The sequence below is a fragment of the Photorhabdus tasmaniensis genome, assembly GCF_011189505.1.
GTDB classification, from domain to species: domain Bacteria; phylum Pseudomonadota; class Gammaproteobacteria; order Enterobacterales; family Enterobacteriaceae; genus Photorhabdus; species Photorhabdus tasmaniensis.
This window is the reverse complement of the sequence record NZ_PUJU01000008.1, coordinates 71,769-87,163: the sequence shown is the minus strand read 5'-3', so window position 1 is coordinate 87,163 and position 15,395 is coordinate 71,769. Positions and strand designations below refer to the sequence as shown.

8 protein-coding genes are annotated in these 15,395 nt (G+C 50.8%); 1 reads left to right on the top strand and 7 read right to left on the bottom strand.

Annotated features, from left to right (window positions below):
* Positions 1-6: 6 nt before the first annotated feature.
* The 7 genes from C5471_RS23910 to C5471_RS05270 form a co-directional block, all read right to left on the bottom strand.
* Positions 7-186: a hypothetical protein gene (locus tag C5471_RS23910; RefSeq protein WP_207627213.1), complete on the bottom strand. Its 180-nt coding sequence runs from the start codon at positions 184-186 to the stop codon at positions 7-9.
* A 681-nt stretch (positions 187-867) separates the two neighbouring features.
* Complete coding sequence (locus tag C5471_RS05295) at positions 868-1,719, bottom strand: 3-hydroxyacyl-CoA dehydrogenase family protein (protein WP_133815757.1); 852 nt, start codon at positions 1,717-1,719, stop codon at positions 868-870.
* A 70-nt stretch (positions 1,720-1,789) separates the two neighbouring features.
* Positions 1,790-2,518 (bottom strand): GNAT family N-acetyltransferase, encoded by a 729-nt coding sequence (locus C5471_RS05290; RefSeq protein ID WP_133815758.1) that lies wholly within the window; start codon positions 2,516-2,518, stop codon positions 1,790-1,792.
* 49 nt (positions 2,519-2,567) lie between these two features.
* The gene (locus C5471_RS05285; protein ID WP_242688580.1) at positions 2,568-2,906 is read right to left on the bottom strand and encodes a thioesterase II family protein; all 339 of its coding nucleotides are present in this window, start codon (positions 2,904-2,906) and stop codon (positions 2,568-2,570) included.
* Positions 2,899-4,014 (bottom strand): cupin-like domain-containing protein, encoded by a 1,116-nt coding sequence (locus tag C5471_RS05280; protein ID WP_133815759.1) that lies wholly within the window; start codon positions 4,012-4,014, stop codon positions 2,899-2,901. Before C5471_RS05280 ends, C5471_RS05285 begins: the two co-directional genes overlap by 8 nt.
* A gap of 14 nt (positions 4,015-4,028) precedes the next feature.
* The gene (locus tag C5471_RS05275) at positions 4,029-9,053 is read right to left on the bottom strand and encodes a type I polyketide synthase (RefSeq protein ID WP_133815760.1); all 5,025 of its coding nucleotides are present in this window, start codon (positions 9,051-9,053) and stop codon (positions 4,029-4,031) included.
* On the bottom strand, positions 9,050-14,893 hold the full coding sequence (locus C5471_RS05270) for an AMP-binding protein (RefSeq protein WP_242688579.1): 5,844 nt from the start codon (positions 14,891-14,893) through the stop codon (positions 9,050-9,052). Before C5471_RS05270 ends, C5471_RS05275 begins: the two co-directional genes overlap by 4 nt.
* A 158-nt stretch (positions 14,894-15,051) precedes the next feature.
* Here C5471_RS05270 and C5471_RS24205 point away from each other — a divergent pair, with 158 nt between their 5' ends.
* Entirely contained in the window at positions 15,052-15,285 is a 234-nt protein-coding gene (locus C5471_RS24205; RefSeq protein WP_242688578.1) for a hypothetical protein, read from the top strand.
* The last annotated feature ends 110 nt before the right edge of the window (positions 15,286-15,395 follow it).

Sequence of the window (15,395 nt, the reverse complement as noted above, 5' to 3'; positions counted from 1 at the left end):
TATTCATTATGCTGCCCTTACAATATAGTTAAATGCTATGTTTCGTGGTCTTGACACTCCTATAAAACTAGAATCCGCTAACCATTCTGTTCCAGTTGAATAATTTACAGCTTTTACTGAAAAATAGGGCAACAGCCACGGATTAGCATTAATAGATAAAGCTTTAAAATTATTTTTATTGCTCATACATTCCTCTTAAATTAAATAATATTCCTATGTAATAAGCATATTAAGTTATTGAAAAAACACTGCCTATGCAATTCATACCAATCAAAGTCTAGTTCATGAAAATAATAATGCGGCATTCCTATTTCTTATAAGATTAACTGTTTTATATAATTAGCAGCAATAAGTATTTCAATATTTCGTAGTCGAAAATATATTCAAAGTTTACATTTAACATCTGAAAACTATTCTCCTCCTCCATCTTTTCCCAAAACCACTACTTCAGGTTCTAAAGAGTATTTTTGTGCTGTCATTTTGCTGCTCTCACTACGTAGTTAAATGCGATGTTGTGAGGACGGGTTCGCTTGCTAAACGCGTCACCCGTGATGAATCGAAGTCTGCGGCATACGATGTTCCAACTTCTCTAACAAGAAACAGTGTCCTCACATCAGCTTCCCGAAATGCACCGCTGGTGGAATCATGTGGTCGTGTCATATCATCAGGGAATTCTTTTCTTTTAACGGAGCAGAGAACTCAAAGGTATTATTTACATCTGGAATATCAATTTTTACTTTTTTCTGAGAGCCGTCTCCGAATATATTTAATATTGCTTTCCCTATAATTGGCTGATTATTTAACTCATTAAATGCCCCCCGCTGTCAGGAGCACTGTATTTAAAGTGATTACCTGATCGCCAAGGATTTAATAGGTGTAAAAACCCCTGCCGGATTTACGTCCCAAATGACCTGCATCGACCATTGTCCGCATCAGTGGGCAAACCCGATATTTTGAATCCTGAAACATCTGGTAGAGCACATCAAGGGAATTTACTACCGTGTCAATGCCAATCAGATCCGCCGTTTCAAGCGGCCCCATTTTATGACCGAAGCACTCTTTAAATATGGCGTCCACGTCCGCAGGTTGAGCTACGCCGTCCTGTATGGTGAAAGCTGCTTCATTCATAAATAAATGGGAAATCCGGTTAGAGACAAAGCCAGGACCGTCCTTCACCACAACGGCTTTTTTACCCAGCATACCCAAGATTTCCAGACACCGATCTTTGGTTTGTTCGGAAGTGTTCAGACCGACGATAACCTCTACGGTATGCTTAAGATAAACCGGATTCATAAAATGCACGCCAATCACCTGAGAGGGCGTTTTATGGTACGAACCCAGTTTTGTGATAGGAATGCAGGAAGTGTTCGCCGCCAGCACTGTATCTGGCGCGATAAACTCAGACATTCGCGCATATAACGACTGCTTAAGCTCTATATTTTCCGTGATGTTTTCCACCACAAATGCACAATCGGACAAGGATTGCAAATCTTGAGACCAGATGATGTTGGACAGCATCTCCTCAAGTGCTTTTCCTTTAGCTAGCGGGCTGAACAAAGGAGCGTAACCGGCGGTTTCCGTGATGCGCGCCCGGCTCTGTTCGCAAGAAAGAGTGTCTTTTTCAATAACAACCACATCATGCCCCCGCAGAGCACAATCAAAAGCAAGACTGGAACCAATATTTCCGCCGCCAACCACGGCTATTTTAAGTTTTGACATAGTGACTACTTTTTTATTAGGTTTTAACAGGTTTCTATTTCAGGTTCACTTCTTGGATGACAACCATCGCTCAATCAGTGGAATCGGGAGAGATCACTTCCCACTTGCCAAACAGCGTTAAACCCGCTGCTTTAGCCAGCGACACAGACGTCTGGTTATCAAGCTGGCATCGGTACTGAGGTTCATATCCCTGATCACAGGCGTACTTGCTAATTGAACGTACTACTTTGCGGGCGTGACCTTGCCCTCTAAAGGGCGTTAGAGTCAATACGCCGAGATCCGCAATTGGCGCATTCTCCCAAGGATACATGCTGGCGGCGCTGACCAGACGTTTTTGCTCAAAAGAGCCAAATACCGCCCAGTGATCCAATTCCACATAAGCGTCGTCCAAGTCTTGTTCCGAGGCTGAGGACTGGAACTCGGAGAAAACCGCGTCATCTTGCTCTGTTAACCGACGCAAGACACCTTCCAGGTTCTCTTGCAGCAATACGTTCTTATCAGCTTTTGAAAAGTAAAAAAGATAATCTGCACCATGTAGAGTGACTCCCGCTTCATTCAATTTCCGACGAAAAATCAGCTCAGACAGGTCTTGTCGCTGATACAATCTTAACTTATCGGCCAACGCAGGTGTCAGGACCGCCATAACCCGACCATCGGAAGTTTCCAGCACCATGACCCGACGGTCTTCGCTCAAACCAGGGTTGATGGCAACAGTAAAGACTTCATCACTATAAAGAACGTCTCCGTTCAAAAATGGCGTCCACCAGAAGTCAGTTATCGTTTGTGAAAATAAAGACATATTTCTTACTCAACTTGGTTGGAGTCATTGAGAGCATAATCGCGCTCAGTTAAAGGACAGGAGAAAGACAGAACGGAGGTTTGTTCTGATAGGCAAGCTCCGCGCCCAGACTGTGTCCGCACAGCAGCAAGGGCTTATCTTCTCCCAATCCCGAATGTTTTATCGCAGCAAGAATATAAGGCAGCACCGTTTCAACGTCTGCCTGGAAAGGCTCGGAAATGCGCGCGCCTCTGCCCGCCAGTTCCAGACAATAGACTTCAATTAATCCGGATAGCTTGTGAGCCAATTGCAGATAAGGGTAACTGGAGCCACCGGCATGGTGTAAAAACACCAGCTGAACTTCGGCTTCCGGTCTTTTAATCGCAGGAAATAAAATTGGATTAGACAAGGTTAAGTCCTTTAGTTGTGTTGACGGGGAATGGGTTACGCTGGTGAATGAGAGCGAACTCCGGAACGGCGGCAATTGGTGCACTAGCTATCCAGCCCGAGCCGCGCTCGCTTTTGAAATTGAAATAATCCCGGTATTCCGGATTGGTGACAAAGTTATAAGTCAAAGAAATGCTGGGCGATAAGGTATGCACCTCATGAGCGAGTCCTTTGGGTATCAGCATGATCTCACCCGGCAACAAATCGAATCGCCATATTCGATCTTCGCTGTGAGGTTGGCCTCTCTGATTTTCCCCACCAGCGGATTGTGATGGAGCGACACGGCCCTCGGCAGCGTTTCTGGCCGCATTCTCAAGCGAGGCAGAAAAGATCCAGCCAGCTTTTTTACCCGCGACTTGGCACAACACGGCATTGGTCCGCATACCATCAACGTGTAAACGGGTGCAAGCACCCGGAGCGGAAAAGTAGAGCCCCCAATCCTGGCACATCCGTTTGTTGGGATGCAGAGACCCTACCTGGACCCAAGGAATCTTATAACCGCCATCCGGCAGGAAATAAGGTCTGCGCCAATGGTCCTGAATATGTTGAAATGCCAGGAAGCTGAACGATTTAGTGTTCACCCAGTTGCCAAATCCCCAAGTGAATAGCAAGTGTTTAAAAAACGAGTCGTAAGTGTATCGCAGATAATCATGGTCATTCCCCATCTCTCCCAGTTCAACGGCAGGCAATGAAGCGATTTCCCACAGGTAAGCGCACAGCTCGACGCACTTTTTCGGTTTGAATCCGGCATCCTGCAACTGCACGGACATATCACCGAACTGCTGGCAAAAGTAGTCAAAACTCCAAATCTGCTTCGCTCGCCAGTCTCTCAAACCATCGGCGATAATAACCGGCTCGTTTTTCATCAAGTAGCGTTCACTGAACTCGGCGACGGAAATATCCGAGACTTTCTCCACGTTGCGGTATTCGGCCGCCTCAAGACGTGCCAGCGCGTCGTTGCTTCCCGTTTCCCGTGGCCTCCCTTGTTTGCGCCGATAAATACTGACTTCTTCGAACGTCCACATTGCGATATCGCCGAGCGCATTCCATGTATTACCGAAAAAACTCATGTTTCACTCTCCCCCTAAAAATTAAACTCTAAATCCACATCCCGGTCGGTCGCCTGAGCAGACTCATCCAGCGTATGCTCATAGCTAAGGCTCTTGAGCAGTTCCTGTATTTCCGCGTCAGGATCGGCAAGCACCTCATCTATCAAAGTGAAGAAGTACTCAAACACCGCCATAATGGTTGCTTCGCTAAACATGCGTTCGCGAAACTGTATAGTGCAATCAAAGGCTTCTCCGGTTTCAGACACTTCCATCAACAAATCAAACTTGGCCGTATCCGATGCCAGTTCAAGTCGGGAAAATCCGGGCCGCCAGGCCGCTTCATCAGCGCCGTTCAGACTCAGGGGCAGGTATCCGAAAACCACGTCAAACAACGGATGCTTACCTTGACGGCTTTGGCAGTAGCGTTCAACGCTCAGATCTTCCAGCAATGTACTCATCGGATAAGTTTGATAAGGCGCGCTTTCAGACCACTGCGCGTTAAGCTCCAGGAGATAATCCGCTATGAGAAAGTCCGCATCCGGCTCAATTTTCAGAGCCAACATGTTGACAAGGTAGCCGACCAGAGCCAGCTCTTCCGGCTGTGTACGTCCCGTGACCGGAACACCAAGCAGAAAGGACTCAGCACGGGCGATTTTCGTCATCAACACACCGAATGCCCCGAGGAAAAAGGTAAACGCGGGCAAACCAAACTCACGGCAAAAGCGCCTGATTTCTTCACTGGTTTGTGGAGAAAGACTTTTAACCCGCGTTACACCCCGGTGACTTTCAGTACCGACATGCCCGTCATAATCATCCACTATCGGCAGCGCCAGCGGCGCTGGCAAAGGCAATAGGTTGGCAAGCCAATAGGCTTTATTTTTCCGTGCCTGCTCCTCATTTCCGGACTCTAGCTGGTAGCGCCGATATGCAGCGAAACTATACTCCGGTGCAGGTAACCGCCGTCCCTCAAGCATACTTTGAAAATCATGGGCGAGTATGCCCAGAGAAACAGCGTCGCATACAATGTGGTGAACAACGATCAGCACCTGATGAGACTGGCCTGCGTCCGCGTCTTTTATCATCATGGCGCGAATTGGAAATTCAACATGCAGGTCAAAAGGCGTCCTGGCAAACTGTTCGAGGCGAGCAAGGTTTTCCTCCTGAGTCGATCCAGCCTCAAACACGGTCAAGCTGACTTTAGCGTCAAGCTGAGGCAGCATCACCAGATTGGCGTTCTGTCTTTTAAACAGACATTTCAACACCGGATGCCTGTCGACAACCTGTTCTATCGCCGCGGCGATGGAGATTGCGCTGACCGAGCCTGGACATTGAAAAGCCACCGGCATGTTATAGCTGGCATCGGCAAAAGTTGTCTGATGTATGTACAGCAACTCCTGATCCGCACTGGCGACAATCGGCTCAGACAGATCGACAGCCAGTAAGGCCGGATGGAAAGCCTCCTGGTCGTTGATAAATTGCCGTCCAATCTCGCGAATGGTGGGTTGCGCGAAAAAGTCCTGAATGGAAACTCGCTTACCAAGTTTTTTATACACTTTTTCCGCCATCACAATAGTCTTCAAACTATCGCCACCCAGTTCCATGAATCTATCATCGATACCGACGCCATCAACGCTGAGGATGCCGCTCCATATAGCAGCGATTTCCTTCTGTATATCATTAGCGGGAGGTTGATAAACAGAAGTCAGCGTTCCCGGTCTGGGCTTCAGTTTGACGCCACCTGCCAACTGCGCTTTGCGATCGCCATTAATAGTGCGCCTTCCTCCCCAGGCGTACAGCCTGTCCATAAACTGACCGGCAGAGAAGATTTTCTGATTTTCGTGGTCGTATTCACGCAGGCTACTCTCGAACAAGGCAGGAAACTCAGCGCCGGTGAAAGCGACTTCGTTGACGCCCCAAACAAGCGTATCGCCTCGATGCCCCTCTTCAAAGTGGACAGTTTCCCAGTTCACAACAACCCAACGAGGCCCCACTGGCCGTCTGTTTTGAATCTGTCCCCAACCGTCCAGGAACAAGTTGGCCGTTGCATATGCCGCATGTGCAATGCCGCCGAAAAACGCCGACATAGAAGAAGTTACGAAGCAATATTCGACAGGAATAGTTTCAAATACTTTGGCGAGAACTTCCGCCACCCGGGCTTTTGGCTCGAGTTGTACGCGGTAATGGTCAGCATTGAGCTGAACCAACGGAGAAAAGGAGTCCCCATCCGTGACGCCGGCAGCGTGAATAACCACGCTAATATCGCCCAAACGATGACGAATGGACTCAAACAACGCCAATGCATCGGCTTCTGACTCCAGGACATACGGGAAAATCTCCACCGCCCCAGCGCCCGCTTCCTTTAGCTCCTCCTGCAAGCGCTTCATGGCAGGAGAATCAGTAGACTGGCGGCTGATTAACGCCAGCCGTCCCTGAAAACGTCGTGCGATCACCCTCGCCATCGCCCCGGCCATTCTGCCGCCGGCACCGGTTATAACATAGGTTTTCCCCGTGAAGCGCGCTTCATCCAATACCTCATTCTCTTCCACATCCGGGCAACGGAAATCTTCAACAAACAGCCCCTCGTCATTAAGTTTCAAAGGCCCATGCAACGGGGTTTGCAGCAGTCTGGTCAGAACCGCAGGCGTCCAATCCTCACTTGGATTCTGAATACACAAAAACGCGCAATTGATGCCAGGGATCTCCTGGGGCAACACTAAAGCCAGCGCTTTAAGCGCTGCCATCGTCAATACCGATTCAGTCAGACATCCGCTATCACCTGTTTTGGAGAAATAAGAGGTGATCAAGTAAATATGCACAGAAGTAAACGCGGAGAAATCGGCCTCCGCGAGCACCTTGCCTAATTCAGACAAAGTTTGGAACGAAGCTGGGGAGAAAGAAAACCCATCCGTCGGGAACGCCAGCGACAGCACCAGAGACGGGTTCTTCTGCAAGCTGATAGACAGCCCCGCGAGAGCACTTCGCACTTGCTCCGAACACAGCATATTCAGGCTGACGGTCTCAATCTGATTTTTGTCTGCCAACCCACCGGTAAAAAACGCTAAAGATTGGTCAACCAGCAGCACGGCGCGCGGCTTATCCTCTTGCATCGGTTCTCCCGGCAAGCATACAGGCCGCCAGAATGGCGCCAGCAGACCAGGAGCGTTTTTAGACAAGCTTTTACCATCAGGCGCAGCGACAATGTTAGTGATTTGCGCCCAAGTCTTATCCGTAATATGCCCTGCGCCATGCTCTTCGCGAATGAAAGCATATCCGGGCACATCCATTAACAGTTGTCCGTTAAAGGGGCTGAAAAGCAGTTTTCCAAGCTCTTTCGTCTTACCGGACACCCAGTTGGAGATAGCCTCAAGCTTCTCTGAGAGATTATCTGGCAACGTCGTTTCTAAGACTTGTTTTTCCAAGGATTGTCGAATCAATACCAGAACATCAGCCTCTTCATCAAGTGCCAGATATTGTTCAATTTGTCGCATCAGAGCAAACTTCGAATCCGCCGCGAACATCACTCGACACGGAAAACTATGTCGCTTGCTTAAGGTCTGGGACAACGCACGTAAATCTGAACCGGTTTGCGACACCAGCCAATGAGATACCGACTCCAATTGCAGCGCCAGAGAAGCTTTGTTTTTAGCTGAAAACGGGAAGAAACAGACTTCGGGCCCTTTATCGCCGCCGCTCGCATCACTGGCCTCCAGAGGGAAAATATATTGCTGGAGCACCATGTGCGCATTAGTTCCGCCGATGCCGAAACTACTGACGCCGCCGGTTCTCAATTTCCCCTCTTTTGACGGCCAAGATTCAGCGCGGGTGTTGATATAAAATGGCGACTGCTCAAACTCCAATTGAGGATTGGGCTGTTGGAAATGCAGCGTAGGCGGGATCACTCCGTGTCTGAGCGCCAATACCATTTTAATGAAACCGGCAATGCCGGCAGCGGCGTCCAGATGCCCAATGTTGGTTTTAACCGCACCCAGCGCGTATTGGTTTAACACACACGGATTCAACGTCTCCGCTGCACTAGCGGAAGATCTCCCTTCATTGAAAACTTCACGCAACGCCATGAATTCGATGCTGTCCCCCAAAGAGGTCGCCGTTCCATGACACTCGATAAAATCCAGCTCCGCAGCGTCGATTTCGGCCATCTGCAAAGCGGAGCGAATCACTTCCGCTTGTCCCTTAACACTGGGTGCGGTGTAGCCTACCTTGCGGGTGCCGTCATTATTAATGGCGGAGCCTTTGAGAATGGCCCATATAGGATCTTTATCGGCGATAGCGTCCCCCGCCCGCCGCAACACTACCGCACCCAAGCCACTACCGAACACACTGCCGGTGGCCTCCGCGTCAAACGCCCGGGTCTTACCATCTTTTGAAAACAACATGCCATCTTGATAGGTATGGCCATTTTGTTGCGGCAGCAACAAACTGATTCCACCGGCAACGGCGAAATCACACTCGCCGCTCAACAAACTCTGTACGGCCTGATGCACGCTAACCAGACTGGTTGAACAGGCAGTCTGGAGGGTGAAACTGGGACCTTCCAGCCCAAGCTTCCAGGAGATCAGCGTGCTCATCGCGTCTTTATTGGACAACTGAGAAGCGAGAAAGCCGCCTACATTCTCAACCTGTTCGGACAACATCGCCTGCATGGTCCACTGCACCGTGCTGCGTGCGCCCAAGAACAGCCCGATCTTGCGGCCCCGTTTATCAGGATCGACGCCAGCGTTCTCCAGAGCATGCCAGACGCACTCCATCATCAAACGGGTTTGCGGATCCAAAAGCGCCGCTTCCGCCTGACTGTAGCCAAAGAATTCCGCATCAAAATACTGCGCGCCTTCAAGCACGCCGTTGACTGGCATAAAGTCTTTATTGCGTATCTTACTGGCGTCATGCCCCGCTTTAAGTAACTCATCCTCCGTAAAACGGGAGATCCCATCCACTCCCATGAGTAGATTTCGCCAAAATTCACCACAGTTTCCGGCCCCCGGAAATCGACCTGACAAACCGACGACGGCGATATCCAAATCTTCTCTTATTTCTGCACTCATAATGTCTTTCCTTGTTCCGGGTCTATAAAGTCATTGGGAGTTAATTGTTTAACGAATTCAAAGTGATCGCCACTTTTGCGATGGATAGCGCAACATCCTTTTAGTTTTTGCATAAGCTCATCAATACATTCTCCGTCTGCGTCGTCGGAAAAGAACATGGTGACGGAGAGATTCTTTAACGACAGCGCCAAAATTCGCTCATGGAATGTTCTCCCTTCAAGGATCTGGTGCTGCAACCGGTAATAACACCATTCCTGATGGAGCGCAGGGAATTCCCTCTGCAACGTCTCAACATCAATGCCGGAATCAATCCCGGCGCTATCGCAAGTCAGGCAATTGACGCCGCGAAAGAATTCAACGAACTCCGAATACAACTCATCACCGCCAAACACTTCGGTTTGCAAATTGGGATCGAGAAATACCAGCTTATTGATGTGTTGCAACAATTCCGGTTGTTGCTCCAGCAACACCGCCAATACCTCAGCCCCGAGGGAATAACCTCCCAACCACAGCGGCCGTAACGAATGGGTGTCCTGCACTTTAATGCGTGACGTCAAGGTACTTAACAACGCCTCTTTAAACCCCTGTTCCGGCAAGTTTTCAACGGTGCTGGGTTCCGTCGTCAAAACAGATACTGTCACTCGCCCCGCCAGCTTGTCCGCCAGAGCCTGCAATTCAATAAGCCCACCTAACGCCGGCGGCAGCAGCATGAGTTTGGGAATGCCCGGCTCATCAGCGTTCAGGAAACGCTCCTCTAATAGTGTATCGCTCGCCCTATTCAGGTCCCGCCGTCCTTTGAGCAATGACCATTGTTCGCCGAGCGTAGGGTGGCGGAACACATCGACGGGGCTGAACGTAACACCGAATAACGTTTCTAGTTGACTAGCCAGGCGTACAGCGCTCAGGGACGATCCGGACACCAGGAAGAAGTCGGAATCCAGCGTCAGCGCTCCTTTATATTCCAGACACTTCCTCCAGCAAGCGAGAAGTGTTTGCAGCTCCTCATCCATCGTCGAAGCCTGTTCTTCCATCGTTTGATGCGTGTATTCGCTCCACTCCTGAAACAGCGCCACGATCCGCTGCCGGTCCAGCTTGCCTATTTCAGTTCGGGGCAAATACGCCACCGGAAATATCGCTGATGGCAGATGAGATCGGGTGTAATGTCGGGCTAAATACTGTTGCAGACCTGACTGAATATTCTCCTTTCCTGCACTCATCTCTCCTTCAATCGCCAGAACCAAACAGGCCTCCGACGTTCCGGCGAACGCCACCGCGGCACCTGCCGCGGTCACGCCCGGATATTGTCCGGCTTTGTTCTCCAGTTCTCCCAGGCCGATAAAATTGCCCCGTACCTTACAGCTGTCGTCCATGCGCCCTTTGAGGTAAAACAGTCCGTCTTTATCCGCCATGGCTAAATCGCCGGTGCGGAAGAAAGCCCCCTGATCGTCCTGACCAAATTTACGCGCAGTAAGCGCCGGATCATTCAGATAGCCGTGACGCTCAAAATCCCCATAAATCACCAGCTCTCCCCATTGACCAGGCTGGAGCCGGATACCATCTGGGTCAACCACGGCAAAGGCAACATGACCAAATGGTTCGCCGATGGAAAGCGCTGCTCCTGACGCCAACCGTGCACAGTTCACCATCGACACGGCAATGCAAGTTTCCGTGGGGCCATAACTGTTCCAAATCTGCATTCGTCCAAGCAACTGGCTGATATCTCCAGCGGCGAGGAAATCGCCGCCGGAGATACAGACCTTGGGCAAGGGTTCCAAATCCGGCATACGGTTCCAGGCAGAGAAAAGAGCAGGAGCGGCGGAAATGACATCAGGCCGGTAGTGAGCTAAAAACGCCCTCGCCTTGCGATCATCCAGCAAACTGTAGCGGTCGGCCACTACGCTCGTCCCTTGCAACGCCCAGGCCAACAAAACTTCTTCAAGATAGCCGTCAAAACTGGGAGAAAACTGCTGTGCCACCCGCAATCCTTGTTTCAACCCCAGCATATTGACGAGAGAATCCACATATTGCGCCGCCGTATGTGCAGCAACGCAAATGCCTTTAGGTCTGCCGGTAGTGCCGGAGCTATACAGTATCCAGGCAATAGGATTATCGTCGCGGCATTTCACACTTTGAAAGTCGCGCCAATCTATGGGAAAAGAATCAACCGTAACGTTATCCTGCGATTGTGCGCATCCATCCAGCGCAACAGCACCGGTCTTAACCACGAGATCCGGCTCCGCATGGCGGATAACTTCCTTAATACGCGCCTCCGGCGTCCCCGTCTCCAGCGCCAGATAGGTCGTGCGCGTCAGGAAACAGGCCGCCAGAAACGCCTGTAACTGACGCCCCTGACGCTCCAGGATTAGCACCCGCCGGATCGTGCTCTGATTTAAAACCCGCGTATACACAGTGGTCAACTCGGCGAACTCCCCCCAAGTGACAACGCCTTCGTCGTCAATAACCGCGGGTCGGTCGGACAATGTCAAAAACGCGTTAATCAGCATTGTATCAATTTGGGTATATGACTCACGCCGTTGAATCGGCCGAAACGCCTTTTTAACTGCCCCGGCGGACACGATCAATTCATCAACCTGCAAAGTGGAAGGGTCGTGACTCAGGACTTGCTGTAAGATTTCCTGATAGCGGGTGGCGATGGCTTCTATCTGTGAATCAGTGAAGGCGTCAACCTGATACTCCAGAGTTAATCGGCAGTTTTGTGCGCTATGGGTTACTGCAAGATTGAGCGGCCCGTGCGCTTCCACCAATAAATCATCTGCGCCCGACGCTTCATGCTCCCCCTCAGCTATGTCAATGTAGGAATAAGCGACATTGAGCAGCGGATTGCGGCCAAACATCCGCGGGTCACGACTGAACAACGCAAAGGCTTCCTCAATCGGGAAAAAAAGATGATCAACCGCACTCCACTGCTCACCCGCCAGCTTTTTGATAAATTCATCCAAAGTCCCTACCTGCTGATCAAAGCGAAATGCGCAAGGGGATAATGAAACGAACATGCCCACCGTCTCCAGCGCACACCTTGGACGAAACGCATTAGCCACTGAAATGGAAAATGCATTGCTACGCCCCGCACGCGCTACAGCAAGGCCCCACACCGCAAGGAAGAATGTAGCCGGGGTCACATTTAATGCCCCGCAAAGACGTTTCACTTCGGCCATGTTCGTCGCCGACAGGTGCCAGGACACAGTTCCCATCTTGCTGCCAGCGTCCACCGCACCATGCCCGAACGGATCGAACTCAAGCCCCTCAAGATAGTTTTTCCAAAATGTCCCGGCCTGTTCCCAAACCTGGTGCTGACGGGCGTCCGTCAATGCAATAGCGTAACGCCGGTAACTCAACGCAACGGGAGCCAGCGATGCCTGCGCCAACAACTGCTCAAACTCGCTCTGGAGAATTTCCAGTGAAGGTTTATCCACTAATATGTGATGGATTTGCAACTGCAAACAGGCGTGCTCCGGGTTCACTTCCTGTAGATAGCCTCTCAGCAGAGGGCCCTCACCCAAATCAAAAGCCCGCGTCCGTACTTGTAACCACTGGTTCCGGTCATTGATCAGCACCCGGTCAACCATGAGCAACGGTAATATCTCAGCGTAGGGAATTCCTTCGTTATCTATACGGTATCGGGTGCGCAGAATATCGTGACGCTCGATCAGAGCCTGTAGCGCTCGGGACACCGCATCAGCAGAGACCTCCTGCGATAAAGGAATCTCCAGAGCCAGAATATAAGCCAGTGATTCCGGATGCAGACGATATTGCGCATAGAGCCGAGCTTCTTGTGCCGATAATGGCCCACGCCCGTCAGCCGAAAGCTGGGGAGCTGTTTCCAGTAGGCTCGATAAGCCGTTCATCGTCATTCTGTCTTCGCCGATAAGTCGGGCATCGATTATTTTCGCCAGACTCTCGATCGTATCGTTTTGGAAAAACGTCAACAAAGACACAGCCTGACCAAATTCATGTTGAATTTCCGCCAGAACTCTCGCCGCCCGTAACGAGTGCCCGCCCAAGGCGAAAAAGCTTTTGTCTACCGATAACGCACCAACCTCCAACTCCAAATATCGCGCCCAACAGGCTGCCAGCCACTCTTGGGTTGGACCACTGGGCCGGATGATATCGCCATGTGCTGTTTTGCCAAGCGCCTGTTTCAGCGCTTGTCGATCTAGTTTGCCATTGCGCGTCAGCGGCAATTCCGACACCAGAACAATCTGACCTGGAACCATATAGGCCGGCATCCGGCTTAATAATGCTTCTCTTACGTTTTGCTCCGTTACCCGGCTGTCCGTCACAACGATAAAGGCCCCCAGACGAGCATGTCCCCGTTTGTCTGTTATGCCGATAACCGCTGCCTGTGACACTGTCGGCAGTTCCAGCAGGCTCTTTTCAATTGCATCCAGTTCGATGCGAAAACCGTTCACTTTCAGCTGGCGATCGCGTCTCCCCAGGATTTCAATCTCTCCCCAGACGTCCCAACAACAGAGATCTCCACTACGATAATATTTACCTTTCAGCCACTCTGTATCCAGGTTTATAAATACCTTTTCAGTGAGCTCCGGGCGATTCATGTAGCCCGCACCCACTCCGACACCGCCTATCAACAGCTCGCCCGGTACACCAATCGGGCATAGCTCTAAGGTTCCGGGAAACACCACAACGCACTGACTGCCACTAAGCGGCTTACCGATTGTGATTTTTTGGTCATTGCGCACTATGGATAAATAGGTGGTAATAACGCCAGTTTCGCTGGGACCGTATACATTAAATAGCGCGTAATTATTCTTTTGAAACGTCCTCAGACTTTCGCCGCCGAAATACAGTTGACGCAAACCAGGGATATCGCCCAGTTCCATGATCTCTTCCGCCAGCACCGTCGTGGCAAATAACATATCAATGCGGTTTTCACGTAGGAATTTGACACACTTCCCGGCGTCTGTACGCGCCTCTTCCGGCAACATGACCAACACGATGTCCTGTACCAGACACTGCACACACTCCAGTACGAAGTAGTCAAAAGTATGGTTCGCCATAGAGGCGACCCTGAAGCCAGCCGTGCGATACAGGGTTTGCTTTTCATCACTGAGATTGAGTAATGCTCTGTGAGTATTAACGCAACCTTTCGGTTTACCCTCACTGCCAGAGGTCATCACCACGCACAGTGCGTCGTCGGGGCTGATTTCCTCACCTTTGCGTAACAGAGCAGACAAAGTTGACGCATCCTCTATACGCGCCATACCAGCCAGAGAAACCGAATTATAGTGCGGCAGCATGACAACCTGACAGCCTTGAGTGCGGAAGAATTCCTCCATCTCGCAGACACTTTCCTGCAACAGAACCGTCCCGGTGTTATGTATCTCGATGATATCCAATAACTGCCTTTCTGGAGCACTATGCGATTGCAGGCAGAATGGCTTACCGATGCGCATACACGCCATAGCGGCAAGCATGGTTTCCACTCCCTTGGCTCCAACGATAAGCACACAATCGCCTAATGATTCCCACTGGGGTAAATGGGGATCAGTTAACAAGTCTGCCGTATACTGCCCCAATTGCTTAAAGTTAACGGTCTGACCATCACTCTCCAGAAACAGAGTTTCTGCTCTGTCACGGATCGAGACCGTAATGGCCTGCGCCACATTTGTGTACGTCAGTGGCTGCGCCGGTACCAGCGCGGATAGAGCAGCGACTCGTTCCTGCTCTTGCTGTGGCATCCAGAGCATCGACGCAAGCGGAGCGCCAGGCTCAGACACCATGCCGCTTAACAACAAGGCCAAGCGGTCCATCAAAAGCGATATCAGTTCTGCGTCCACCCTCGCTGGGTCGAATCGCATGTGTAGGCAAGTCTCCTTGGGGTGGGCTTGAATCCAAATGCCCAGTGAATAACTCGTCGTATCTATGTTCTCAAAGGGCGACTGCGTTTCAGAGTAACCCACCAGAACTTGCGGCAATTGCGACATGACAGAAGACACCGATTGCGGCGACATACCGGATGTCAACACAGCAACTTGCTTCCATTGCGCAAGCTCATCACCAAACAGGCGTTTTACCGGTTGCGCCAGCTCCGCTTCCGTCAGGCACCATTCGGCAGGAACGAGATAAACGCCCGCGGGACAATCAGCGGATAAAGCCGCCGATGTTACGTTCCCCGTCATGTCTTCCGCCCCGATGGCCCAAGTCAAGCACCCCTCCGGCTCACGGCAGTGTAGAAATGCGAGATATTTGATGCAGGCGGAAAACAGCGACAAACGATGCAACGGAGACGCCGCTGCCATGGTGAAAATTCTGTCATTCAGTTTTTCCGCCAGTGCGAATGACGCAGTGACTACCGCTGTG

Bases quoted from the DNA above. Each gene is read 5' to 3' on its own strand.
- C5471_RS23910 (WP_207627213.1), bottom strand. From the start codon at position 186: ATGAGCAATAAAAATAATTTTAAAGCTTTATCTATTAATGCTAATCCG.
- C5471_RS05295 (WP_133815757.1), bottom strand. From the start codon at position 1,719: ATGTCAAAACTTAAAATAGCCGTGGTTGGCGGCGGAAATATTGGTTCC.
- C5471_RS05290 (WP_133815758.1), bottom strand. From the start codon at position 2,518: ATGTCTTTATTTTCACAAACGATAACTGACTTCTGGTGGACGCCATTT.
- C5471_RS05280 (WP_133815759.1), bottom strand. From the start codon at position 4,014: ATGAGTTTTTTCGGTAATACATGGAATGCGCTCGGCGATATCGCAATG.
- C5471_RS05275 (WP_133815760.1), bottom strand. From the start codon at position 9,053: ATGAGTGCAGAAATAAGAGAAGATTTGGATATCGCCGTCGTCGGTTTG.
- C5471_RS05270 (WP_242688579.1), bottom strand. From the start codon at position 14,893: ATGCGATTCGACCCAGCGAGGGTGGACGCAGAACTGATATCGCTTTTG.
- C5471_RS24205 (WP_242688578.1), top strand. From the start codon at position 15,052: ATGTCAACACAGCAACTTGCTTCCATTGCGCAAGCTCATCACCAAACA.